Consider the following 24,827-nt stretch of genomic DNA (forward strand, 5'->3'; position numbering starts at 1 on the left):
ACGGGCGTGCCGAGCGGCACGCCCGTGTCTGGCGCAGACGGCCTGAGCGTGCTCCCGAATCCGTGGAGGGCTTTAGAGCGCCGTCCTCATGCCTGTGGCCGGGAGCTCCGAGGGGAGAAGTGCTCGCAGGTAGCCCTCCACCTGCTCCGGAGTGCCCGGGCTCGCGAACAGGCCGAGATGGCCATCCGGTCGCACCAGCACGAGCGCATCGCCTCGCACGTCGTACGCCGTGCGGGCCCGCGCGCTGGAGTCGATGAGGTCTGGCCCTTGGCACGGCTCTCCCGGCTGGACCAGTCGCAGCGCGCGCACCGTGGGCGCGAAGCGAGCCGTCATTCGAGCCACCGTGCTCGCATGTGCCGCTCCGAAGGCGAGCAGCGTGAAGTGTGGTCCCCGGAAGGACTCGAACAGCCGGACGGCGCCTCCGCTGGCGTCGTGGCAGGGGGCATCCGGGGCCCGGTCTCCCGCGCGGAGCCTTCCGGGATGGCGTTGCTCGTCGCGAGCCAGGGAGCCGCCGCGGTAGCTGATTCCGAGCTGCTGCGTGTCGGCTCCTCGCCGTTGGGGCTTCATGCCCCCTCCGGTGGCGGAGGCCTGTCGGTACAGCCGGGTGGAGAGGCCCAGCACGTGCGCGGCGATGGGCAGCCGCTCCTCCTCGTAGGTGTCCAGCAGCGCCTCGGGCGCGCCCGCGAGCACCTGGCCGAGCTTCCAGCCCAGGTTGTACGCATCCTGGATGCCGGTGTTGAGCCCCTGGCCTCCCGTTGGCGGGTGCACGTGCGCGGCGTCTCCCGCCAGGAAGACCCTGCCCACCCGGTAGCGGTCCACCATCCGCACGTTCGGCCGGTACAGGGAAAGCCAGCTCGGGCTGTGGAGGCGGATGCCCGGGGGCGGCCGGGCGGACTCGGCGAAGTATTGCTGGACGCCGCGCTCGGACAGCTCCGGCGGCTCGGCGCCGGTGGGGAGCTTCACGAAGAGCTGGAAGTGGTCCGTGCCGGGCAGGGGGCAGAGCGCGATGGCGCCGCCCTTCGTCTTCGGCCAGACGTGCCAGTGCTCACGGTCGAGCCCCTCCACCTGGACGTCACCGACCACCATCCGCTCGCCTTCGTAGGTCTCTCCCTTGAAGGTCACGCCCAGCGCCTTGCGCACGAAACTGTGCCCGCCATCGGCGCCGACGAGGTAGCTCGCCCGGACCTGCTCGGTGCCCCCCTCGCGCGACAGCGTGGCCGTGACTCCGTCGCCGTCCTGCTCGAAGCCGGTGAGCGTGGTGGCCAGCTCCACCTTGCCGCCGTCAACGGCGAGCCGCTCGCGCAGGAGCGCCTCGGTCCTCCACTGGGGCACGAGCCAGGTGTTGGGATACGGCACGTCCGGGGTGGGCTCGCGCTGCGCGAACATGCTCCAGCGCGCGAGCGCGAAGCGCCGCCACCAGACACGCAGGCGCGGGTACTTCGTACCGGACGCCAGGAGCGGCTCCACGATGCCCAGGTCGTCGAAGAGTTCCAGCGTTCGCGGCTGCAGACCCTTGCCGCGCGAGCCGGCGAAGTGCCTCGGTTGCGCCTCCACCAGCCGGAACGCGACGCCTCGTCGCGCCAGCTCGCAGGCCAGCGTCAGTCCGGTGGGGCCCGCGCCTGCGATGAGGACTTGAAGCTCAGGTGACTTGCTCATGACGACTCCCGGCCGGACCCTGGAAGGGTCCGGCGCTCGTGAGGTCATGAAAATGTAAGGAAGTGCTTATTTTGTCAGCTTGCATTCCCCAACCGGTCGCGACGCCTCTGGGTGGACGCCCCGTGGGCACGACTTGCTGGCATTCGGATGCGGAAGTTCCCGGGGCTCAGGGCGAGCGCTGAACGACGACCGTCGTCTGGTCCTCGATGGGGGGCTCGGCTCGCGGCTCCATGGTGTGCGTGGGCGCGTCATCCAGCGAGGGTTCCGCCGGCCGCTCCCTCGTGAGCAGCACCTCGACCTCGGAGGGCGTGGGGTCGCTGAGCTCCGACAACTCCCGCTCGCGGCCCCAGCGCTCCGCGAAGTTCCCGCGCAGCCAGGAGGCGAGGTCGATGGCCGGAAGCTCTTGTCGCACCGGGTCGAGCGCGCGCTGGAAGCTCCAGGCGTCGGTGAAGCGCTTGTCCGGACGCGCCTGGAGCGCGACGTCCAGGACGCCCCGGAGCATCCGGTACGCCTCGGGCGCATCGGGGCGCTCCAGACCCGGAAGGCGGGGGCCTCCCGAGGCCGCGTGCGGACCCGGGAGCGTGCCGAACAGCAACTCGTGGAGGACACAGCCGAGCGCGAAGAGGTCGCCGGACGCGGTCGCCTCGGCCCCCGCGCGGCGCTCGGGCGGCATGTACACGAACTTCCCGATGACGTCGCCCACCTGCGTGAGTCGCTCCGAGGACGGAACCGCCCACGTCCCGGTGACCTGCTCTTTGGCGTCACCGGAGCCATGCGCGATGCCGAAGTCGACGACCTTCACCACGCCATCGAAGGACACGACGAGGTTGTCCGCGCTGATGTCGCGATGCACCACGCCTCGTTCATGCGCATAGGCGAGTCCGCGCAGGGCCTGCTGGCAGAGCTCCACCACCACCTCGAGCGGCAGCGCGGCTCCCTTCCTGACGCGCCGGGCGAGCTCCAGCATGCTCACGCCGCTCAGGTACTCCATGACGATGAACCACCCGCCATCCATCTGCCCGAGGTCGTAGACGGACACGACGTGCGGGTGGTGCAGGCGCGCGGCGGTGCGGGCCTCTCCGATGAAGCGGTGGAGCCGGACCGCGGGGTCCTCGCCGCCGCCCTCGTCCAGCATCCGCTTGAGGACGACGAGCCGGTTGAAGCCCGCCCGGCCGGTCCTCACCGCGAGCCACACCTCGCCCATGCCGCCGCGGCCGAGCCGGACGAGCCGGCGGTAGCGGTGGATGCCCGTCCCCAGGTCCGCGCCCCGCAGCGAGCGCGCGGTGAGGATGGCGAGCGCGGTGGAGGCGAGCAGGAGGAACGGCAGCCCCACCAGTGCGAAGAGCGGCGGCCCCGGAAGCCAGCCGACATCAATCGCAAGCTCGCGGCCCAGGAGCGCGAGCGCGACGAGCGAAGCGACGAGCACGGCCATCGCCATCGCGCCACGGCGCTTCAGGAGCCGCACCGCTTCGAAGGCCCAGGTCCCCGCCACACACGCCGCGAGGAGCCAGAACAGCGGCAGGCTCAGGCCCGCGGTCGCATGCGAGAGCTCCTCCGACGTCAGCCGCGTCGCCGGCAGCGCGAGCACGGAGGCGGAGATGTCGAGCACCCGCACCGCGCCGAGCGCCACGGCTACGCCCAGCATCACCCGCCGGCCAAAGGTGAGCGGCTGGTCCAGCAGCGACCACGCCACGCGAAGCAGGGGGTAGGGGAGCAACACCGACGTGAGCGTGCCGAACACCAGCCACGGACGCGTGTCGGAGAAGATGGCACTGGCCTCGCGGCTGGTGAGCCCGATGGTGAAGCTGATGACCGCGAACCCGAGGAAGCTCCAGGCCAGCCAGAGCTGCACGCGCTGCGAGCGGACCGCAATCCAGGTCGCGAGGTGCACCAGCGCGAGCACGAAGAACGCTCCCGCGAGCGCCAGGTGCAACATCGTATAGGGGGTCACGGACCGGGAGCGTATTCGAGCGGGCGACTTTTCGTGAAGACCAGGGAAAGCTGGAACGAAGCCCCGCAGGGGGTGAGTCGCGGTACACTCATGGTGTCAGTGGAAAGGACGGCTCCGCGTGCCCGTGCGAACGACGAGAACTTCCCGTGGAGTGCCTGGATGGGGGCTCGTCGTCCTGTGTGCGGTGCTGCTCTCCGCCACCGCGAGCGCCCAGACGTCCGAGGACCGCGCCTACGTCAGCTACAGCCTCGCGCGCGGTACCGCCATCGGCTCGGAGGGGCGGAAGCTCGACAACTGGAAGCAGCTGGACCTCCGCCTTCCGCTGCCGCCCGTCTTCCTCGGGAAGACGATTGTCGTCCCGTCGCTGGCGTACGAGACACGCTGGCTGGCGCTGGAGCCGCGGGGCGCCCTGGCGGGCCTCGACGAGGACGTGCTGGGCCGTCGCTTCCACCGCCTCCAGCTCGGGCTCACGGTGGTCCGGCCGCTCGCGCCCCGGTGGCTCCTGTTCGCCGGGGCATCCGGCATCGCGCGCACCGACTTCCGCAACGCCTTCGACGTGGGCATGGACATGTCCTGGGTGGGCTACGCCATGGCGAACTACCTGATTGGCGGTGACCCGGGCATGCGGCTGATGTTCGGGCTCGTCGTGATGTGGCCCTTCAACGTCCTCCCGGTCATCCCCATGGTGGGCTTCACCTACCGCAAGGGGGCCTACGTCGTGGAGCTCGGCCTGCCGCGGCTCACCCTGCTGCGGAAGTTCGGCGACGGGCTGGAGCTGGGCCTTACCGGCGCGTTCGATCAGCAGGTCTTCCACGCCCGCCTCCCGGGAGATGGCCAGACGCTGGGCGCGCACTTCGTGCAGGAGACGTCGATGCACGTCGGCCCCACGGCGAACGTCCGGCTGGGGGGCGGCAGCGTCTGGCTGAGTACGTCCGTCGGGCTCGACCTGCTCAACGACTTCTCGCTGCTCGACGGCGACCGGGAGCGGCTGGGCCTCGGTGTCGGCTCCACGCGCGCCGCTCCCTTCGTCCGGGTGGCCGTGAACTGGCGCCCGCCCCGGCGGATGCCGAAGGCACCGGAGCCGCCAGGCAGCGGCCCCGCCCCCGCGGCTCGGTGAGCGAGGCCCTTCCTCCATCTGCGCGGAGGAAGGGCGCGGGCCCGTTGGACAGGGCCTCACCTCTTCATGTCATCGCGTGGCGGCCGGCTGCTCGAGGCGCTTGACGGTCTCCGCGGCGCTCGTGTTCTTGGGGTTCAGCTCCACGGCGCGGCGGTAGTTCACGAGCGCCTGCTCCTTGTTCCCGCCGGCCAGGTACGCCTCGCCGAGGCTGTCGTAGACGTTCCCCTCGCCAGGGAACATCTCCACGTTGAGCTTGAAGATCTCGATGGCCTCCGCCACGCGCCCGGAGCCGAGGAGCCGGTAGCCCACATTGTTCAGCTCCCGCTCGGCGAAGTCGTACTCGGTGGCCTTGGTGGTCTTGAGGGTCCGGTACCGGGCGATGGCCTCCGCGGCGGACGACTTCTCGAGGGTCGCCATCACGACCTCGCCGATGGACGCCTGGGGCTGCTTCGGCGGGATGCCATGAAGGATGCTCAGTGCCCCCGTCGCCATCGCCATCAGCTTCGAGCCACGGGCCGTGTTGTCGAGGAGGACGACGACCTCCTTCCGCTCGGGCGCGCGGACGAACAGGGCGCTGAAGCCATTGATGCCACCGCTGTGGCTGATGGTGGCGACCTCCGTCTTGCCGTCATGCAGCTTGATGGGCCCGACGTGCCACCCGAAGGCGTAGTCATCCAGCGCGGTGGTGAACATCCGCTGCTTGAGCGGTGCGGGAAGCAGCTTGTCTTCGTAGAGGGCTCGGTCCCAGCGGTAGAGGTCCTGCACCGTCGAGTACATCGAGCCCGCGGCGTAGGGGAGGCCCATGTCGAGGTAGGGCGCGTTGACGTACCCGCCAGGCTGCGCCTCGTAGCCGCTGGCGCGCTTCGGGAGCACGGTGGCGGACACGTCGTAGCCCGTGTTCTTCATGCCCACCGGGTCGAAGATGCGCTGCTGCAGCGTCTGCGCGTACGTCTGTCCGGTGACCTTCTCGATGACGGCGCCGAGCAGGAAGTAGCCGGAGTTGCTGTAGTTGAACTTCGTGCCGGGCTCGAACTCCAGGTCACCGCTGCAGAACTTCTTCACGAAGTCCGCGACGGTGTAGGGGTCGCGTGAGGCGGTCTTGAAGAAGGTGGGGTTCGTGTAGTTGGGGAGGCCGGAGGTGTGGTTCAGCAGGTGGGCGATGGTGATGCGGTCGCCCGTGTCCTTGCGGTAGTCCGGCAGGTACTTCGTGACGGGGTCCTCGACCTGGAGCTTCCCCTCCGCCACGAGCTGCATGATGACCATCGAGGTGAACTGCTTCGTCACCGAGCCGATGCGGAACTTCGTGTCCGGCGTATTCGCCACCTGCCACTCGAAGTTCGCGAAGCCGTAGCCCTTCTCGAGGATGACGCCCTTCTCGTTGGCCACCAGCACGCTGCCGTTGAACTGGTTCATCTGCTGGTACTTCGTGATGAGCCGGTCCAACTCCTGCCGCTGCGATGCCGCCTCGGCGGCAGGCCCCACACACACCCACGCCACGACCACGCCCACGCAGAGCGTCTTCAGCCAGTTCATTCGTCCTCCAGGAGGTTCCCGGGACGTACGGTAGCTGGCGGCGGCGATTGCGTGGGCGCGTCACATCGCCAGGGCGCCCGGCAGGAGCAGGGGTGTGTGCCTGGCGGTGGTGGCCTGGGGGAGTTGGATGCGGAAGGTGGAGCCGTGTCCCGGCTCGCTCTCCACGTGGATGGAGCCGCCATGCGCCTCGAGGATGCGCCGCGCCACGGAGAGGCCCAGGCCGACGCCCGGGATGTTGGCGCGGTGCGTGGCGCTGCGGCGGAAGGGCTCGAAGATGCTCTCCCGCTCCGAGGGGGCCACCCCGACGCCCGGGTCGTGCACCGCCACCCAGGCCCCATCCGCCGTGTTTCCGACCTCCACCCGCACCGTGCCTCCATCCGGGGAGTACTTGATGGCATTGCTCAGCAGGTTGTTGAGCACCTGGGCGATGCGGGCGCCATCGCACCGCACCCACAGCGACCCCTTCGGCCAGGAGGTCTCCAGGGGGTGCGCGTCGCTCAGGGGCCGGTGCAGCTCCACGGACTCCCGCACCAGCTCGACGAGGTCGTGCTCGCCGCATTGCAGGGACAACTGCCCGGCCTCGATGCGGGACGTGTCGAGCAGGTCCTCCACCATGCGCGCCAGCCGGTCCACCTGACGTGCCACCAGCGAGAAGCGGTCTCTCAGCGTCTGCTCGGGAGGAAGGGGGCGCTCGGGGCGCACGCTGGTGGCCGCCGCGCGCAGGGCCTGGAGCGGGTTGCGCAGGTCATGCGCGACGCCCGCGAGGAAGCCGAGCTGCACCTCCCGCTGGCGCTCGAGTCGCGAGGCCGTTTCGTTGAAGGCACTCGCGATGTCGCGGATCTCCCGCACGCCCGCCGCTGGCGCACGCTGGAGCGGCATGCCCGGGCGGAAGCGCAGCAGCGCCTCGCGGACGGCTTCGAGCGGCCAGTAGAGCTCGCGGCGCAGCGTCCAGAACGCCAGGGCCGCTCCGGTCACCATCGCCAGCGACACGACGAGGCCCACGACGTGGGCCCTGCGCGCCCACCGCTGATTTGCCGCGAAGGTGGCGCGCGCATCCGCCGAGTTCAGCTTCTCCAGTGCTCGCGAGAGGTGCATCTCCCGGTCGAGCATCTTGCCCGTCTTTGCCTCGAAGGTTCCCGGCATGGGGGTCGGGTGGGCGAAGTACCCCTCGAGCTCCTGGTCCAGCTCATCGACGAAGGACCGCTCCTCGGGACTGTCCGCCAGTTGCCGGGCCTGCGCGAGGGACTCCCGCACGCGTGTCTTCGCGTCTTCCGCCTGCCAGACGTGGGCGAGCTGGCCTGTCGCCTCGTAGAGCCGCTGCTCCCGCTCATGGAAGATGAGCGCCTTCTCCATGCTCTCCGACGCCTGCATGCTCTCCAGCACGTGCATCATCCGGGCGCTGTTGCGCTCCATGCTCGCAGTGGTGCCCGCCAGCGCGGCGACCGTTACCCCGATCAGTGTGCCCAGAAGCAGGGTGAGGGTGACGGCTTGGCTTCGCAGGCTTCGACTCATGATGCTCCCCCGACAGCATTTGACGTCAAGGCTCAACAACCGATCCGGAGGTCTCCTGAAGCGCGCCGCGCGGACACGCGGCCACTGGCTTCACTGCTCGCACGTGGGGCTCACGGCACGAGCTCATAGGCGGTCAGCTCCTCGGTCTGTCCGCCGATCTCCTTCACCTTCCCGATGCCCCGCACGTACCAGTAGGTCTTCGCGGTGCTGCCTCCCGCCTTGCGCAGGACCAGCGCGCGGAACGTGCCGGCGGGCACGGTGATGGACTCTCCGTCGGCAATCACCGTCCAGCGGTCCCTCGCCGTTTCCGTGCTCGCCGCGCCATCGGTGGGCTGCTTCGTCTCCTCGTAGATTTCGAGCCAGCTCGCGCCCACGACGATGTGCTCGGGAGTCTCGTCGAGGTGGAGCTTGGGCGGATCCCACTGCTCCTCCAATTCGAGCGCCCCGGTGCTGGCGCGGAACGACTGCTCCCGGTAGCGGATGACGCGCTCGCCCGACAGGGCCTGCCAGCTCACCGTCTGGTCATTCACGCCCTTCCGGGTGACGACGCGGTTCGCGAGGAAGTCCCGGCTCACTCCCGTCCCGCCGACGGGCTCCAGCTCGCCCACCGTGGTCTCCTTCTCGGAGACCTGGCCGTCCTCGGTGACCCGGTATGTCCACCGGTTGCCCGCCTTCCACGGCAGCAACGGCCCCGAGCCGAGCGCCTCTTCGCCGCCGTCATCGGCGGGCATGGCGCTCTCGCCACAGCCCGTCACCATGAGCCCGAGCAGCACCGCGGCTCCGAGTCTCCACGCGTGTCGCTTCACCGAGACCTCCCTGAGGCTCATTGGCCCCGTCCGGGGTGCGGGCGGGCCTGCTTGATGACGACCCGGGGCGTCTCGCCGGGCTCTCCGTCGAACTTGAACTCGACGTCCATGGCGTACCAGCCGTCGTTGCCCGCCTTCGGGCCATAGGCGGGGGAGAAGCGCTCGTGGATGGCATCGAGCGCCTTGCCCAGCTCGTACACCTGCGCCGACGTCAGCACCGTCTCTCCGTCCCTCACCAGGTTGGAGCGGGACAGGTAGGTGATGGGCAGGCCGGGCTGATGGAAACCGTAGATGAACTGGTCGCTGGTGATGCCCGGGGGCGGGTGCACCACCTCCGCGTCTCCTCCCGCCTGGACGTTGACGTAGAAGCCGGGCTCCACGCCGGACGGGTCATACGGGTTGGCGGTGAGCGCGACGCCGTTGGCCTCTTCGTCCGGGAAGTTGTGATGCACCAGCAGCGCCATCACCACCGACTTGTGGTCGATGCTGCTGTACGAGCGCTCCTCGAACGTGCGGAACAGCCAGATGCTGGCCCACGTCTCGCGGATGGCGTCGAGCACGTCCTCCCAGTCACCCGCGTCCCCCGTGTGCGACTCGTAGCAGCCGGCGCAGGGAAAGCCCTCCAGGTCCTCGCTGTTGGTGCTGGTGCGGAAGCGCATGCTCAGCCCCGGGTAGTCCGCCGCCAGCTTGTCCTTCAGCCGTTGCTGGAAGGTGGCATCCACTGGTGCGACCTCCATGGCCTCGCGCAGCTCCTTCAGGCGTGCGTCGCGGACCTCCGGCTTCGACTGGAACTCCGCATCCGCCAGCAGCGCGTCCACGCGGGCGTAGAACCCGTTCTGCTCCATGAACTGGACGTAGTACGCGGCGGGAATCGCGAAGGCCTTCCGGATGGGGAGGCCCTCCGTCCGGGCCATCACGGAGTAGTGCGCGGCCTTGCCACCGAAGGCCGGCACCGCGGCCTTGATGGCGTCCCGCAACGAGCCCGTGCCTTCGACCACCACGTCCTCGATGTCCCTCAGGTCGGTGACGCTCACGTCCGGCGCGGGGAGCTGCACGGGCTCGGGCTTGTGCTCCTCCCAGAATGCGTCGGCCACCTCGCTCGACACGGCCTCGATGCTCCAGTCGAACGCGCCGACGGTGAGCCGTACCCACTGGCCGTCGAGTGCGCGGAGCCGCGGGTCCGTCATCGCCGATCGCAGTCCCATGTTGGGCGTCTTCCGGTTCTGCGACAGCACATTCACGTGAGACAGCGGCGTCTGGAACTCCTCGGTGATGATGCCAAGCACCACGGAGATGTCGTTCGGCACCACGTCCAGCACGACGATGTCGCGGAATGACACGTAGGTCGTGGCCAGCTCTTCCGCCGTGAGGAAGCGCAGCCTGCCTACCGACGTGGCCAGGTTGAGCGGCTGGTAGTCGATGGCCGCGAACAGCGCGTCCGTCGTCATCACCGTGACGCTGGACGGCAGGTTCTTCGCCTCTGCCGCGACGGCCTGCGACGTGGGGTGGAACACGAGCGCGGGGCCGAACCAGGCCTCCGCGCGGATGGCCTCGTAGAGCTGCGCCATCAGCGTCGCGGAGGCGGAGTCGTAGGGCGCCAGCTCCAGCGCCCAGACGCCGGGCCCCTCGTACCAGGTGACGGCGCCCAGCAGGAAGCGGCGGTCCGGGGACGTGTACTCCGTCTGGTTGAAGTCCGCGAGCGAGCCCACCACGGGCCGCCCGTTGCCGGAGAGGTTCGCGGAGGTGAAGGCGTAGTGGATGGCGTACTTCTGGCTGTTCTGGAAGTAGAGCGTGTCCCCGTCGAAGCGGTCGAGGACGACCTTCACCGAGCGGGCTCCCGGGATGCTCGTGTCGAGCGGCTCCGAGGCCAGGGCCTCGAAGTCCCCCTGGCAGCCGAGGTGTTTCAGGAAGTCGGGAGCGGAGGCTCCCTCCGCCACCTGGCAGGCCTCCTCCCGCACCTCGTCCTCATCCGAGGTGGACGAACACGCGAGCAACGGAGCGATGGCGATGGCGGCGAGCAGCAGCGTAAACGCGCGCATGGGGGCTCCGGGGAGAATCAGGGTCTGACGGCGAAGCAGTAGATGCCGCCATAGCCACCGCCACCGCCCACGGTGGCGGAGCCGTTGCCCGGGCCTGTCTGGGAGAGGTTGACTCCGGCCCCGCAGCCCGGCGCCTCGTGGTCGGACATCCAGTTGCCGCCGTTGGAGGGGTTGCTGGCGCTGCGAGGCCAGGAGTGGCCAATCATCGGCCGCCCGGTGGAGCCCGTCGCGCTCGTCCAGTCGTTGCAGGTGTTGGCCCGGCTGCCGCTGAACTGGCCCGACTTCGTGGAGCCGGTGAGTGTGTCGTGGTTGTCCACGCCCTGGTGGTTCGGCTCGCCGCGCTCGTTGGGCAGGTCGTTCTTGATGGCCGCGTCGCCAGACGGCCGGCTGCCCAGGAGGCCCGCCTTGTTCGACGCCACGAGCCGCCCGTTGCGGTCGTACCAGGGCCCGTTGCCGATGCGGTCGATGGCATGGATGGCGCCACCGTTGGTGCCGCCCGTCGACGCGCTCAGGAAGGCGCGCCAGTCCTTCTGTCCCGCGCCGGCCACCGCCTGCTCCGCGATGGTCCGGCAGATCTTGTCCGCGCCCGCCAGCCCCGTGGACTCACCGAAGCGCAGGTCTCCACCGAAGCCATTCTGGCTGCCGGAGAGCTGGCGCATCGCCTCCAGGCTCGTCACGAAGAAGCTGAAGTCCGTCGAGCCCTCGCCGGTGGGCGTCCCTGCGTCGGTGTCCGTCGAGCCGTCACCTCCGCCCGGCTCGAGGGGCTCTGGGTTCGAGCCACACCCCGGGAGCCAGGCTCCCAGGAGAGCCATCACGACAGTGGGAACGATGATCGAGCGTCTCATGCGGGGGCTCCCTTCCAGGGTTCGACGAATCACTGGCACGTCAGGTCCGCGCGGCAGGTCTTCCCGTCGGGGCAGTCCGCGTTGGTGCTGCACGACATGAGCCCGGGGATGAGGACCTCCCGCTCCACCTGGGACAGGACCAGCAGCTCCACGCACCCGGCGGACGTGTCCGTCGAGTCCGCGGTGCGCCGGCTGAGGGTGAGCTTCGGGAAGCCGGCGACGCCCTCGTCGAGCAGCCGCGAGAGCAGTCCGGCGGGGATGTCGAAGCGCCCGGTGTCCTCGATGCCGTCGCACTCCACCGAGGCGGCGATGCCGCCGTGGTGGGCGAGGTCCACGACCACGTGGAGGCGCGCGGCCTCGGACGCCGTGGAGGGTGTCCACGACACCGTGACGGGCAGGCCGCGTTCCAGGGTGATGGCGTCCTCGGGGACCTCGAGCGCGGCCACGCCCTGGCCCTGCAGCGTGAAGGTGGGGAGCTCGGCCCCGCTCGTCACCAGCGAGATGTCCGTGCCCGGGTCGAAGCCGGGATGGGGAAGGGTCGTCGCGCCGTTGGAGTAGAACCGCGCCGAGTTGGGCGACATGGAGAGGTCGGCCTTGAGCCCCAACACGCGCACCGTGCCCAGGTCTTGCGCGGTGGGGTACGGGATGCAGGCGCCATCCTCGCCGCAGGTCTGGGATGCGCCACACGCGGGCTCGCAGAAGAGCGTGCGTCCCAGCAGGAGCCGGCACTGGCCTTCCTCGGCCTCCACCTTCCGCACGTTCGCCGGCACGACACCGCTGAGCGCGCGTCCCTGGACCGCCGTGTAGCCGTCTCCCAATTCCACCGTGAACTGCCCCACGCGCTGGCTCGCGTCACACGGGGCATAGGTCAGGTCGTTCACGATGACCGGGTAGAGGCCGTCATCCGGCTCCGGCTCGGAGCCGCACCCGAGCGCGCACAGCACGAGCAGGAGGGAGAGCTTCGTGTCGCGTGTCCTGCGTGCCATCACCTGACCTCCTCGGGGCCACGATGAAGTGTGCCCCTCGAATCTGAAGATTTCCTTGAGCGGAGCGCGGGCTGCGTTACGCCGGGTCCAGCGATGCGCTCCGCACGCCCGGCAGCCGGTTGCGCAGTCCCTGGAGGAGCTCCAGGCCATCCGCGCGCATGGGCACGGAGAGCTCGACCACCGCCGTGCCCTCCGAGGAGGAAGCGGACTGCTCCAGCGAGAGGAAGCGGACCTCGGGGTGCAGCGCCCGCAGGGCTGGCAGCGCGGCGGCCACGTCCTCCAGCCCCAGCGACAGCGTCACCACCTCCATGCGCCGCTTGCTGACGGCATCCAGCACCAGCAGCACGCCACCGAAGAAGAGGGACGCGCAGATCGCGATGGAACCGGCGCCCAGTCCACACGCCATCCCCACGCCAATCATCACGAACATGGCCGCGGCGTCCCTCGGGTCCTTGATGCCCGATCGGAAGCGGATGAAGCCCCCGAGCCCCACCAGGCCGAACGCGCGGGACATGCTGTCGCCGATGACGGTGGTCATCACCGCGCCGGCCACGGCGATGAGCACCTGGGTGTGCGCCGTCTCCGGCGGCATGGGCGGCACGTGCGGCATCAGCCTGCGCCAGGGCCGGTACGCGAGGAACGCGCCCAGCAGCAACGCCAGCGTGAAGCGCGTCAGGAGCGTGGAGATGGTGAGCGAGTGGGGTCCGGCATCCAGACCCTGCATGACGTTCTCAAGCGGAGGCATCGAGGGCTCCCAGGAAGGTGTCCGCCGCGCCACGGGCCGCCTGGCGGAGCAGGCCGACGTCGTGCGGGTTCGCCGCCAGCAGCCGCTCGGTGAGGGAGCGCCCGCGCGGGGTGTTGAGCAGGGGGCCCAGGCTCCGCACCGTCGCCGTGGGCCAGGTGTCCGCCAGCGCGGTGCGCAGCCCCCAGGCCGAGGGGCCATCCATGCCGAAGATGGAGTCCAGCACCTCCTCGCACTGCGCGCCGAAGGACTCGCGCAGCATCCATGCGCGCGGGTGGTCCAACCCGTCGAATGTGCCGAGCACGGCCCTGGGCGCGCGGGACACGTGCTGGTCGCGGAGCTCCCAGGAGCGCGGACTGGTGAGGCCGGCCAGCGAGCGGAGCACCGCGTCCGGGGCGATGCTCCAGGCGCGCTCACGCCAGGCCCAGGCCATGGAGTCGTCGAGCCCCCGGATGGAGCGGCACGCCGTGCGCGCCACCGGCTCCAGGCCGAGCGCGTCCTCTCCCCCCGAGCCCGTGAGCCAGCGCTGCCGCTCCGTCCAGGCGCGGTCTCCTTCGAGCCCGGCCAGCGAGCCCACCACGGCCTCCCACGCGGAGAAGGAGAGCCGCTCCCGCATCCACCAGGACTGCTCGGTGTCGAGCCCGCCGAGCGACTTCGCGACCTCCAGCGGCGCCTGGGTGATGAGCCGCTCCCGCAGCTCCCACGCCTCTGGCGCATCCTGGGCCGCGTCCGTGAGCGAGCGGAGGACCTCCACCGGAGCTGACTCCAGCAGCTTCCAACGCAGCCGCCAGGACGCCTCGTCCGTGAAGCCCGCGAGGCCGTGGGCCACCAGCTCCGGGTGGTGTTCGGCCAGGCGCGTGCGCCGCTCCAGCATGTCCGCGCCCGTCATCCCCGAGAGGAAGTACGCGGCGAGCGGCGGCTCCTCGTCCATCCACACGTCGAGCTGGTGCAGGAACCGCGCGCGGGCCTCCTCCACCGTGCGGACCGGAGGCGGCGCCGGACGCAGCACCCGCGCCGACGGAGCGGTGCCGCCGCGCGCCTGGAGGATGTCCTGGACCACCTGCTGGACGAGCACCTCGAGCGGGACGCCCGCGTTCTCCAGCAGCGTCCATCGCTCGGGGCACTCGGCCGCGAGGGCGCGGTAGCCCGCGCGCAGCCTCACCTGGAGGCCCGTGCCCGCCAGCCCCTTCCGCGACGGAGTGCCGGGCTTCGGTGAGACAATCTTCGAGATGCGGCGGCGGGCCCGCGCCAGCGCCGGCAGCACGTCCATGAGGAAGACACGGTCCGGCACCAGCCCGCGCGAGCACACGTCGAGGACGGGGCGCACCGCGCTCTCCGGCAGGCCGCGGCCCCACCGCGCGAGCACCTCGGCGGTGTAGAAGAAGCGGTCGGTGATGACGACCTCGTGCGCGGTCAGCGCCGGGCGCGTGACCTCTTCGAAGAGCTGGACCTCCCGCGCGGCGTAGAGGAGCAGCTCCGCGGTGGGCGTGAGCGCCAGGTGCGCCGGGTCTCTCGTGAAGCGCCGCAGCGCCTCGGAGACGGGGGAGGCGAGCGTGCCGCCCTCGCGGACATGGCGGACGCTCAGGCCCGCGCGGCGCAGCTCATCGGCGACGCGGTTGGAGAGGGTCGTCTTCCCGGACCCGTCGATTCCCTCGAATACGATCAACATCAGAAGCCAACCTCCAGTTGCACCAGCACGGCTCGCCGCGAGGCGAGGCTCTCTTCCAGGGCCTCCAGCACCGGGGGCGTGCCGGAGCTGGCCTTTCGGACCTCGAACTGCGTCTGCACGCGCCACCGGTTCCACTGGCCGGCGTTGAGGCCGGCGGCGCCCTCCCACAGCAGGTCGTCGGGACGGTCCAGGTCCGGGTCCATCGCGGAGAGCATCAGGAAGGGCTCGACGTACGCCTTTCCCCGGTCCGCGCCGCCCAGGCGCCACCCCGTCACCACGCGGCCCATGAGCATTTTCCCGGTGCCGCCGATGAGAGCGGCGCGGCCGGTGAGGGCCTCCGCCCAGGTGCGCAGCGCACCACTGCCGAGCGCGAGCGTGTGCCTCACGTCCAGCTCCGCCAGCCAGCTTCGCTGGTCACCTCCCGGACTGGCGCCCGCGGGCTGCAGCAGCCCGGACGCGCCCAGCTCCACACTGCCCAGCTCCCACGTACCGCGCAGCGCGGGCATGAGGCCAAGCCCCCGCTCCAGGGCGACCTTCGAGTCCGGATCCTGCGTCTGCCACACGCCGGACAGCAGCCTCACGTTGCCGAGGCAGCCCGGGCACTTCCACTCCACCTGCGCGCCGGGAAGTCTGCCGCTGAGGCCCAGCGCGTCGTCCAGCACGTCGCGCAGCAGGCCCCGGCGGACCACGGGCAGCCGCGTGGCGGACTCCAGCTCGATGAGGGACAGCGGCACCTTGAAGCGTCCCGCGCGCGTGGCGAAGCCCTGGCCGAGCTTCAGCCAGATGAACGCGTCCTTCACCTCTCCTCGGACGTCGAACTCCACCACGGCGCGCAGGCGCTTCTTCCAGCGGTACGTGGCCTCCAGCCGCGCGGCGGGCAGGGTGAGCTCGCCGGCCCAGATGCCGCCCTGGGGCTGTTCGATGGTCTCACGTACATTGATCCGGCCGCCGAGCTGCACGTCTCCGAAGTTCGTCGAGAGCACGAGCGCCTCCGGCTCACGCGAGGTGGGCTCGGGAGCCTCGGCCCCGCTGCCGGGGGCGGCAGGCTCGGGAGCTTCGGTTGCCGTGTCGGAGGCGCGAGGCGCTTCCGTGTCCTGGGCGCTGGCGGGCCGACCCAGGACGAGCAGGGCAATGAGGAGCACTCCGCGGCCCATGGGGCCACGGTGGGGAAGGGGTCGCACGGTAGAGAGGTCCTTGGATGAGGAGGCCGCCCCCGTGAGGGCGCGGCGGGTCGGCGTGCTCAGTCGTCGCGCGGTGGGAGTGCTCCACCCAGGAGCACGCGCATGCCCTGTTCGAACTTCGAGCCCTGCGTTTCCGAGGGTGCGAGCGGCCGGAGCGCCTGCTCCAACCACGCGGGCGCGCGGCCCTGCCACTTCACCTCGAGCAGGGCGGCGGAGGCCCGTTCGAGCAGGCGTGTGGGCTCGGCCGGGTCCCCCGGCAGCGGGGGCAGGGCGAAGGCGAGGTCCTGGTCGAGCGTGATGCGGACCCGCTCATCCGCCGTCGTGCGCGTGACACGCCGGTACCAGGCCGTCACCCACGGCATCACCGGGCCCCGGGCGAGCCGCTGAAGCAGTCCCGCGGCGGCGCTGCCCTCGGGGAGCGACAGGCCGGCCAGCAGCGCCTGCGCCTCCTCCGCCGAGAGCAGGCAGCGCGACTTCGTGCGCCGCTCGCCGGACGTCACCTTCACCTCCAGGAAGCGCCGCCCGGTGAGGACGGGCGGCTGCCCCAGGTCCACCGCCGCCGCGTACTCGCGCAGGCGCAGGCGCTGGGCATGGCCGCTGCCCGCGGACGCGAGGAGGTCCAGCGCCGGAGTGTCGAAGTACGTGGTGCGCGTGAAGGCGTGGGGGTGGCCGGGCTCGTAGACGCGGGCTTCGGTGTAGGGCCCGGTGGCGCGCAGGAACGCTTCCATCGCCTCGAGGAGCGGCTGGAAGCGCCGCTCGTGGTCCAGGTCTGGCGCGTCGCAGTTCATGGGCGGGGCCGCGGTCCAGGCGAGGGCGTTCATGGGGCGTTCCCGAAGGTGGAGCGCACCGCCGCCTCGCGCTGCTCGACGAAGCCGAACAGCCCCGCGCTGCCCGTGAGCGACGCGTCGAACTGCTGCGCGTTGGTGTACGTGAAGCCCTCGCGCTCGGCGGTGTCGCCCGACACATAGGGCGCGATGAGGTCGTGCGCCGCCTGCATGCGCGCCTTCATCGTGGCCGGGGAGAGCGGGCCGTCGATGGACTCGCGGGCGTACTGCTCGTACTGCGCGCGGTACACCGGGTCATCCATGAGGAAGCGGATGAGTGGCCAGGACCCGGTGACCTCGGAGAGCGTCAGCGACAGCGTGCGGTTGGACGACATGGACAGGTTGTGGTCCCACGTAATCCAGTGCAGCCGGTTGCCGTCGTTCGGGTCCGCGTACAGGTAGTAGTTGTGGGACATGTTCCCGTAGCTGTCCCAGTTCACCATCACCGTGTTGACGGCGAGCCACTGGAGGAACCCATCCACGTCCAGCCGCTCCTCCAGTCGCGCGCGCCAGGCGGCCGCGTCGCTCCGGTCGGAGTGGAGCGTGGCGATGGCGGCCTCCACGCTCTCCCACGTCGCCTCGGCGGCGTCGGACTGCGGCTCGAAGGACTCCTGGTCGAAGGCGCCCCAGGTGGCGCCGGTGCCGTCCGCTTCATAGAGCGCGCCGTCGTGGTTGCCGAAGTGCGAGTCGAGCAGGGACTTCTGCGGGTCCTCGGCGGACGTGTAGAGGCCGAAGTACTCGGGCCCGGCACCGTGGTCCACGTACACGGCCATGAAGCCCGTGTGCGCGGTGGGCACGCCCGCGGCGAGGAAGGTGTCCGAGGCCACATGGTCCCGGATGTACGAGGTGTCGCCCTGGTTGCTGGAGAGGGAGAGCTTGCTGAAGCCGTAGAAGTGCTGGCCTTCGATTTCGGGGTACTGGTCCTCGAACTTGTCGAAGTTGAGCCGGAAGGGCAGCTTGCCGATGCCGGAGCGCCAGCCTCCCGAGAGCGTGGAGTTGCCCTTGTAGCGGATGCCGACGTTCCACCAGGTCTGACCGTTGAAGCGCACCGTGGCGGGCACGTACACCGGGGTGCGGGGGATGAGGTCCATGCTTCCGCCGCCCCCTGGCATGCCGCCGGTGCCTCCGTCCGCGCCGCCCGGGCCTCCGGGGCCGCCCGGGCCTCCGCCCTGCGGAGTGCAGGCGAGCGTCCCCGTGCCGTCGGGGATGGAGGCACAGGTGGAGGTGAAGGTGTTGCCGAAGAGGGTCGCGGTGCACGCGTCACCCGCGGCCTTGCCCTGGCAGGCCGTGATCAGCTCCGCGGGAAGCGTTCCTCCGCCGCCGGGCATGCCACCGCCGGGCATGCCGCCGTCGGGAGCACCACCGCCGGGGTTCATGGTGCCGCCCGTGCCGAAATCACCGAGCATGTCTGTCATGTCGTCCTGCATGGACTGCCAGTCGGAGGCGGAGATGACGACGTCGAGCCGCTGGACCTTGTCGGACGGGAAGACGACGTCATAGGCCGGCTTCGCATTCTTGCCGTGGGACTCCTCGCTCCAACCATCCGGGCGGCCATCGCCACAGGCGGCGACGAGGAACAAGGCGGTGGCGAGCGCGGCGACGCGCGGGACTCCGTGCATACGACTCTCCTCGTGAGAGCAGGCAACCCTCGGTCAGGGCCGGCTCCGTGCCGGCGCTGTTGCTGCGAGGTGACACCTTGAGGCGGAGTCGTGACTCCTGTGTTTCACATCCGTGACGAAGTATTTCCGAACGGAGGGAGGGGGCCGCCTACGTTGAGCGAGGAGGCCCCAATTCCTCCGGAAGAGGCGTCCGAAGAAACTTCAAGCCTCTCGGCAAGCGAACGACCTGGAAGCCCTGGCCAGCGATCTTGACGAGGTCGCCGTCATTGGCGCTCCCACCGCGCAACCATGCATCTGCTTCATCCTGCGTCGTGAAGGTTTGCGCGATGGGGACGCTGAAGGATGGATCGGAGAACTCGCGGTAGTACTCGAGGAAGTCCTCCAGCTTCTGGATCTTGCGGAGGTAGAGCAACGAGATCGCTGCAAGCTGAACCGTCGCCTCTTCTTTCGAGCCGGCCGGGTAGTTCTTGCTGGCCGCGTCGAGGATGCGAAGCGTCGAGTCCATCTCGAAGTCGTTGTTGGTTGTCATTTCGCAATCCTTCTTTCATGGGCTCAAAGAGCAAGCGGCGCAAGAACCAGCGCACCGGCGCCGCCAGTTGCGACCATGAACGTCACGCCCGCAACGATGACGATGGTGCCGATGGCCACCTCCGACTTGTGGTCCCTCAACCAATCCAGCGCGCCGTCGATGCTCGAGAACCGCAATGCCGTGCGTTCCGTGTCGTGCCTCGAGTGCTCCTCTTCCTCGATGCAATCCATGTACGCCTTCCGGCATTCCTCCGTGCAGTACTCATGATGTTTCCCTGAGCCTTTCTTGATGCTGCTCAGTGGCGGTGTGGAGTTCCAGCACTTATCGAAGCAATCGACGTGCTCGGCGTCGCAATCGCGTGTGCCCGAGCCGCCTACTCCAGCCGCGTCTTCCGAGATCACGTAGACGCGGCGCTCTGGTCGTTGGGCATGTGTGCAGCCCCAAAGGGCGGCTGCCAACAGGAGCGTCCATGCCTCCAGGAACCGCCTGGGTATGCATGTTCCTCGCATCGGCTCCCTCGGGCGGTTCGGGGGACTGGGTCTCTTCGGGATCTTCGCCACATGCCGAGTCCCTCTCTATGTGGACAAGGGACACTTGTGCGCTCACGGACATCTCGCGGCCGGCTCGTTGAGGAACCCCGCTCCTGCTACTCCGTTACCGGAAGCCGGCGCCCGAGGAGGAAGAGCTTCGGCAGGTTCCGCTCGACGGCTTCGACGAGCTCGCGTCCCCGCAATTCATAGGTCTCCGCCTCGGCGGTGGCCTGGCCGTTGGAGATCTGAACGGTGTAGCGGGCGGAGTAGACGAAGCGGAAGTCAGGCGGCGCGAACCAGTGCTCGGGGTCTCCATCGGGTTGGACGGTCACCGGCCACCGACTCGCGAAGGGCGGCGGCTGGACCTTCCGCAGCGCCATCTGGAAGTGCTCTTCGGTGTAGTTGCCCGTCATCTCCTCGAGCGTCGCGCCCTTCTCGAAGCGCACGTGCGGGAAGAGGCGGTAGTTCGTGTGGTGATGGTCGAGCGCGTAGAGCCACTCCCCCGGCGGAACGAGCTCCCGGAAGACCGTGAGCATCTTCTCCGCCAGGTCTCGATACAGCTCGAGCAGCTCGTTTCTGCCTCGCGAGCCCAGCGCTTCGTCGACGACGAACTGGACGCCTCCTTCCCTCGGCTCGGGCCACGGGTGATTCAGCGCGGACGTCTCTTCGTCACCGGACAGGAGGAACCAGGCCTGGGGCTCGTGCGTGCTCACGCCAGCGGTTATGTCCCCGGAGGCCTGTCGGGGCAATGCGACATGCTGTCCGCTTCCGGGAATGACGCGTGCCATGTCCGAACACGGCCCCGGGCTTCCGGCGCGCCTCGGGTGCGCCAAGCGCGGGGCGCCAGGAAGCCCACTCCCGTCTGGCGCTAGAGTTGCACTCACTCGAGGCCCCCATGTCCCAGCTCCTCCAGGACGTCCGTCTCAGCCTGCGCCGCATGCGGCGCGAGCTCGGCTTCACGCTGGTCATCATCGCCACGCTGGCGCTGGCCATCGGCGCCACCACCGCCGTCTTCAGCGTGGTGTACCAGGTGCTGCTGCGGCCGCTGCCGTACACCGAGCCGGAGCGGCTGGTCCGCCTGTTCCAGTCGAGCCCCCGGATGGAGCGCATGGGCGTGTCGCTCCGCGTCCTCCAGGCGTGGCGCGAGCGCACGCATTCCTTCCAGTCCCTGGAGGGCATGACGGTGCGCGACTTCACGCTCACCGGCGATGGCCCGGCGGAGCGCCTGCGCTCGGGGCGCGTGACGGTGAATCTGCTGCCCATGCTCGGAGTGCGGCCCATCCTCGGCCAGGGTTTCGGCGCGGAGATGGAGGTGGCCGGGCGCGACCAGGTCCTCCTGCTCTCCCACGCGCTGTGGCAGCGCCGCTTCGGCGGAAGCCCGGACGTGGTGGGCCGGACGCTGAACCTCAGTGGCCGGCCGTACACGGTGCTGGGCGTTCTGCCCGCGGACTTCCGCCTCGCGCCCGGCGCGGACATCTGGACGCCGCTGGCTCCGGACCTCGCCGGAGGAGAGCGCCCGGAGGACATCTTCCTGCGCGCCCTGGGCCGCCTGCGTCCCGGCATTCCGGTGGAGCGCGCGCGGGAGGAACTGGACGCGCTGGCGACCTCGATGGCCCACGAGGAGGCCTTCGCGGGCGAGGCGTCGGGCGCGCGCGTGCTGCCCCTGCACGCGCAGGTGGTGGAGGACACGCAAGCGCAGCTCTGGCTGCTCGCGGGCGTGGTGGCGCTGGTGCTGCTCGTGGCCTGCGCCAACGTGGCGAACCTGCTCCTGGCCCGGGCCAGCGCGCGGGAGCGCGAGGTGTCGGTGCGTGCCGCCCTCGGCGCGAGCCGTGTCCAGTTGATGCGCCAGTTCCTGGTGGAGAGCGGAATGCTCGCGCTCGCCGGAGGCGCGGCCGGCCTGCTGCTGTCCCTGTGGGGCATGGACGTGCTGCGCGTGCTGGTCCCCGTCGAGGTGCTGCCTCCGGACGCGGTGCGGTTGGAGCCACATGCGCTGGCCATCGCCGGAGCGCTGTCCCTGCTCACCAGCGTCCTGTTCGGCCTGGTGCCGGCGCTGAGGGCGGCGCGGGCCGACGGACGTGGGGCGCTCGGAGGACTGCATGGGGGACGTGGTGCCACGGGGCAGGGACGCGCTCGCGCCGCGCTGGTGGTGGCGCAGGTGGCGCTGGCACTGGTGCCGCTGGTGGGCGCGGGGCTGATGCTGCGCACCCTCCACTCGCTGCATCAGGTGCCGCTGGGCTTCGAGCCTCGTGGTGTCACCGTGGCGGAGGTGTTCGTTCCCGCAGAGAAGTACAAGGATGACGCCGCCCGCCGCGTGGTGCTCGCGTCGGTGCTGGAGCGGGTGCGGGGGCTGACGGGTGTGGAGTCCGCGGGTCTGGCCAGCACGGTGCCGCTGTGGGGGCGCAAGGGCCTGGCCACCGTGTTGCTGCCGGGCGAGCCCGCCTCCGTCGCGGAGACCCGGGAACTGAGCACCTTCCGCACCGCGAGCGACAGCTACTTCGCCACCCTGCGCATCCCCATCAAGGAAGGGCGAGGCCTCGAGGCCTCGGATGGTCCGGGCACGGCGCCCGTGGTGGTGGTCAGCGAGACCTTCGCCCGCACCTGGTTCCCCGGACGCAGCGCCGTGGGGCAGCGCGTGAAGCTGACGTTCGACGACGAGCCCTTCCGCGAGGTGGTGGGCGTGGTGGGTGACGTCCACCACGACAGTGTGGATGCGGCGCCGGCCAGTGAGGTGTACCTCCCCGTGGGCCAGTTCGAGGTGCTGTACATGCTGCTTGCCGTGCGCACCTCGCAGGACATGGCCGCCCTGGCGCCCATCCTGCGCGAGACGCTGCGCGCGGTGGACCCGGACCTGCCGCTGGTCCAGGTCCGCTCCATGGTGGACCTGGTGGACGCCAACCTCGGGAGCACGCAGGTGCTGGGCACGCTCCTGGCGGCCCTGGCGGTGCTGGGGCTGGTGCTGGCGGGGGTGGGGCTGTACGGCGTGCTGGCGTACTCGGTGAGCCAGCGCACGCGCGAATTGGGCATCCGCATCGCGCTGGGCGCCCGGGACAGCCAGCTGATGTGGCTGGTGGTGGGGCAGGGCGTGCGGCTCGCCGCGGTGGGGGTGGCCCTGGGGCTGGTGGGCGCCGCAGTGCTCGCGCGCAGCCTGTCCGGCCTGCTCTACGGCGTGGGCGAGTTCGACGCCTTCACCTTCGGCGTCGTGCCCCTGCTGCTCGGGGCGGTGGCACTGCTGGCCAGTTGGCTCCCCGCCCGCCGCGCCCTGCGGGTGCCGCCCAACGAGGCGCTCCGCGGCGACGGCTGAGCGACGCGCACGGGCCCCCGAGCAGCAGGACCCGCGCGCATCGTCACCTCACGTCACTACGGGCAGCCCATCAACCCGGTGGCCGACTTGCGCGTCCCCGTGCTACCGCTGGCGGTGCTGCCGGAGTGGGCGCCGCAGGTGGCCCAGGCCCTCACGGCGGCGGGCGGGTTGAAGGGGTTGAAGGGGCCAATCCAGAACGAGCCACGCTCCACCTTCTCCGAGTTGTTGGCGCTGCTGCTGCCTCCGCTGAAGGCGGTGCCCAGCAGGTCCACGTACGTGACGACCACCCGCATCGAGTGCGGCTCGCCCACCTGCCGCGAGCACACCCACGGGATGATGCCCTTCCAGCAGAAGAAGCGCTCCGTCCGCGTCCCGCCGCTGACACGCTCGGTGGCGCTGCTGGTCCAACTGAACACCGAGTGCAGGTTGATGGCGTAGCCCCGGATGCAGAAGCCGGAGGCGTTGCAGAACGTGCCGGTGCCGTCGAACGCGTAACGCTCCCCCTGCGCCGTGGGGCCCGTGCTCTTGAGCGCCTGCGCGGCCTTCCCGTCCTTCGGCGGGATCTGCAAGTCCCCGCAGACCTCCGGGCGGACGCAGATGCGCTCCTTGCCGATGTAGACGTACCCCTGGAGCCCGCCGAGGAAGGCGCCCACCGGGTTGACGACGTCGCGCACCGTCTTGGTCTCCGCGTCCGCCATCCCCGGCGCTCCGGCGATGTCGTAGTCGCCGCTGACGCCCTCGAACTCGCCCGTCTCGGGGTGGGTGTGGACGCGCGCGTTGAGCGTCTTCTGCGCGTACTCCGCGAAGGCCTTCCAGTCCTGGAACTGCAACGGCTTGGAGCTGGCGGGCTGGAACACCACCTTGTCACCGGTGGCGTCGAAGCGGACGATGCCCGACTTTTCGGAGTTGATGACGGTGGGCTGTCCCGGCAGCGGCTCCTCCGCGAGGGCGCTGACGGTGCCTTGATCCGCTTCGGGTGTCTCGCCCGCCGTGCCCCCGCACGCGGTGGTGAGTGCCATGAGCCATACGACGAGCTGCTTCCTGGTGTTGTACACGGTGATTCCCCCATTTCCCGCGCGGATGAATGAGAGGCTTTTGCGCGGGCAGGGGCAGTATTCACGGACTTCCGTGTTACATCCAGTTTGTCTTTGTTATTTTTATCCGTCGAGGGACGTGCGCTCGCCCGGGGTGAGCCACGTCACCCGGTCCGCGAGCCCCGCCCGGGTGAGCTCCCGCCGGGCCTCGTCGGGGCCCTGCCTGAAGTGGGTCCACCCGTCGTAGTGCACCGGGACGATGCGCTGGGCCCCGAGCGCCTGGGCGGCGACCACGGCCTCCCGCGCGTTGAACGTGTAGCGGAGCGGCCCGGTGAGGGGGAACCCCACGCAGCCCAGGTGGAGGAAGGCGGTGTGGACTCGGAAGCGCCGGGCCACCTCCGCGACGCCGTCGAACCAGACGGTGTCGCCGGAGATGTAGACGGGCCCCGGGAGCGAGGGGGACTCCAGGAGGAAGCCCACCACGTGCCCGACGATGGGCAGCGAGCCCGGCGGGCCATGGCGCGCGGGCGTGGCGGTGATGCGCACGTCGCCCACCGTCGTCGACTCGAAGGGCTTCAGCCCCACCGCGCCGGAGTGGCCCAGGCGCCGGGCCGCCGCGGGCGTCGTCACCAGGTGGGCCGCGCGGGGCAGCAGCGTGCGCCCCGCGTCATCGAGGTTGTCGGCGTGCTGGTCATGGGTGATGAGCACCGCGTCCAGGTGTCCGATCTGCTCCAGGGGAAGGGCGGGGCCCGCGGTGCGCTTCGAGCTCGTCCCCCAGCCGAAGCCATACGTGCGCCCCGGCGGGTCGAACGCCGGGTCCGTGAGGATGCGGAGCGGACCGATTTCGAGCAGCAGGGTCGCCGTGCCGATGTGGGTCGCTGAGAAGGCCATGCCCCACCATGCTCAAGGACTCCCCACGAAGGCAACGGCTCAGTCGTCATCCGCCGACCCGG

20 protein-coding genes are annotated in these 24,827 nt (G+C 70.2%); 2 read left to right on the forward strand and 18 right to left on the reverse strand.

What is annotated here, in order from left to right:
- Nucleotides 1–72: 72 nt before the first annotated feature.
- Both OV427_RS45205 and OV427_RS45210 read right to left on the reverse strand, forming a co-directional pair.
- On the reverse strand, nt 73–1,656 hold the full coding sequence (locus OV427_RS45205; protein ID WP_267862443.1) for an FAD-dependent oxidoreductase: 1,584 nt from the start codon (nt 1,654–1,656) through the stop codon (nt 73–75).
- A gap of 166 nt (nt 1,657–1,822) precedes the next feature.
- A complete protein-coding gene (locus OV427_RS45210) occupies nt 1,823–3,607 on the reverse strand; it encodes a serine/threonine-protein kinase (protein ID WP_267862444.1) in 1,785 nt (594 codons plus the stop codon).
- Nucleotides 3,608–3,758: 151 nt separating this feature from the next.
- On the opposite strand from OV427_RS45210, the gene OV427_RS45215 reads away from it, so the two are divergent.
- Complete coding sequence (locus OV427_RS45215; protein ID WP_267862445.1) at nt 3,759–4,724, forward strand: hypothetical protein; 966 nt, start codon at nt 3,759–3,761, stop codon at nt 4,722–4,724.
- Nucleotides 4,725–4,793: 69 nt separating this feature from the next.
- On the opposite strand, the gene OV427_RS45220 is transcribed toward OV427_RS45215, so the two are convergent.
- The 14 genes from OV427_RS45220 to OV427_RS45285 all read right to left on the reverse strand — a co-directional run bounded on the left by OV427_RS45220 (nt 4,794) and on the right by OV427_RS45285 (nt 20,252).
- A complete protein-coding gene (locus OV427_RS45220; protein ID WP_267862446.1) occupies nt 4,794–6,257 on the reverse strand; it encodes a beta-lactamase family protein in 1,464 nt (487 codons plus the stop codon).
- Between the two features lie 60 nt (nt 6,258–6,317).
- Nucleotides 6,318–7,769 (reverse strand): sensor histidine kinase, encoded by a 1,452-nt coding sequence (locus OV427_RS45225; protein WP_267862447.1) that lies wholly within the window; start codon nt 7,767–7,769, stop codon nt 6,318–6,320.
- 110 nt (nt 7,770–7,879) lie between these two features.
- Nucleotides 7,880–8,575, reverse strand: coding sequence for a hypothetical protein (locus OV427_RS45230; protein ID WP_267862448.1), 696 nt, complete (start codon nt 8,573–8,575; stop codon nt 7,880–7,882).
- A gap of 17 nt (nt 8,576–8,592) precedes the next feature.
- The gene (locus tag OV427_RS45235) at nt 8,593–10,614 is read right to left on the reverse strand and encodes a PEP/pyruvate-binding domain-containing protein (RefSeq protein WP_267862449.1); all 2,022 of its coding nucleotides are present in this window, start codon (nt 10,612–10,614) and stop codon (nt 8,593–8,595) included.
- A gap of 17 nt (nt 10,615–10,631) precedes the next feature.
- The gene (locus OV427_RS45240) at nt 10,632–11,459 is read right to left on the reverse strand and encodes a hypothetical protein (protein ID WP_267862450.1); all 828 of its coding nucleotides are present in this window, start codon (nt 11,457–11,459) and stop codon (nt 10,632–10,634) included.
- A gap of 29 nt (nt 11,460–11,488) precedes the next feature.
- Nucleotides 11,489–12,445, reverse strand: a complete 957-nt coding sequence (locus OV427_RS45245) for a hypothetical protein (protein ID WP_267862451.1) — start codon at nt 12,443–12,445, stop codon at nt 11,489–11,491.
- A gap of 76 nt (nt 12,446–12,521) precedes the next feature.
- Nucleotides 12,522–13,190, reverse strand: coding sequence for a DUF4956 domain-containing protein (locus OV427_RS45250; protein ID WP_267862452.1), 669 nt, complete (start codon nt 13,188–13,190; stop codon nt 12,522–12,524).
- Complete coding sequence (locus OV427_RS45255; RefSeq protein ID WP_267862453.1) at nt 13,177–14,856, reverse strand: dTMP kinase; 1,680 nt, start codon at nt 14,854–14,856, stop codon at nt 13,177–13,179. The genes OV427_RS45250 and OV427_RS45255 overlap by 14 nt, the downstream gene beginning before the upstream one ends.
- Nucleotides 14,856–16,037 carry a hypothetical protein gene (locus OV427_RS45260; RefSeq protein ID WP_267862454.1) on the reverse strand — a complete coding sequence of 394 codons (1,182 nt, stop codon included), beginning with the start codon at nt 16,035–16,037 and terminating at the stop codon, nt 14,856–14,858. Before OV427_RS45260 ends, OV427_RS45255 begins: the two co-directional genes overlap by 1 nt.
- A gap of 59 nt (nt 16,038–16,096) precedes the next feature.
- Nucleotides 16,097–16,858: a VTC domain-containing protein gene (locus tag OV427_RS45265; RefSeq protein ID WP_267862455.1), complete on the reverse strand. Its 762-nt coding sequence runs from the start codon at nt 16,856–16,858 to the stop codon at nt 16,097–16,099.
- On the reverse strand, nt 16,855–18,480 hold the full coding sequence (locus OV427_RS45270; RefSeq protein WP_267862456.1) for a CotH kinase family protein: 1,626 nt from the start codon (nt 18,478–18,480) through the stop codon (nt 16,855–16,857). The genes OV427_RS45265 and OV427_RS45270 overlap by 4 nt, the downstream gene beginning before the upstream one ends.
- 148 nt (nt 18,481–18,628) lie before the next feature.
- Nucleotides 18,629–19,009 carry a hypothetical protein gene (locus tag OV427_RS45275; protein ID WP_267862457.1) on the reverse strand — a complete coding sequence of 127 codons (381 nt, stop codon included), beginning with the start codon at nt 19,007–19,009 and terminating at the stop codon, nt 18,629–18,631.
- Nucleotides 19,010–19,032: 23 nt separating this feature from the next.
- Nucleotides 19,033–19,239, reverse strand: a complete 207-nt coding sequence (locus tag OV427_RS45280) for a hypothetical protein (protein ID WP_267862458.1) — start codon at nt 19,237–19,239, stop codon at nt 19,033–19,035.
- Nucleotides 19,240–19,655: 416 nt separating this feature from the next.
- On the reverse strand, nt 19,656–20,252 hold the full coding sequence (locus OV427_RS45285; RefSeq protein ID WP_267862459.1) for a DUF2716 domain-containing protein: 597 nt from the start codon (nt 20,250–20,252) through the stop codon (nt 19,656–19,658).
- A gap of 182 nt (nt 20,253–20,434) precedes the next feature.
- On the opposite strand from OV427_RS45285, the gene OV427_RS45290 reads away from it, so the two are divergent.
- Nucleotides 20,435–22,840 (forward strand): ABC transporter permease, encoded by a 2,406-nt coding sequence (locus OV427_RS45290; protein ID WP_267862460.1) that lies wholly within the window; start codon nt 20,435–20,437, stop codon nt 22,838–22,840.
- A 56-nt stretch (nt 22,841–22,896) separates the two neighbouring features.
- Here the strand turns inward: OV427_RS45290 and OV427_RS45295 are convergent, their stop codons facing one another.
- Together OV427_RS45295 and OV427_RS45300 are read right to left on the reverse strand one after the other, a co-directional pair.
- Nucleotides 22,897–23,895 (reverse strand): hypothetical protein, encoded by a 999-nt coding sequence (locus OV427_RS45295; protein ID WP_267862461.1) that lies wholly within the window; start codon nt 23,893–23,895, stop codon nt 22,897–22,899.
- Between the two features lie 102 nt (nt 23,896–23,997).
- Entirely contained in the window at nt 23,998–24,765 is a 768-nt protein-coding gene (locus tag OV427_RS45300; RefSeq protein WP_267862462.1) for an MBL fold metallo-hydrolase, read from the reverse strand.
- Nucleotides 24,766–24,827: the final 62 nt, after the last annotated feature.

The organism is Pyxidicoccus sp. MSG2 (assembly GCF_026626705.1).
Taxonomy (GTDB): Bacteria; Myxococcota; Myxococcia; order Myxococcales; family Myxococcaceae; genus Myxococcus.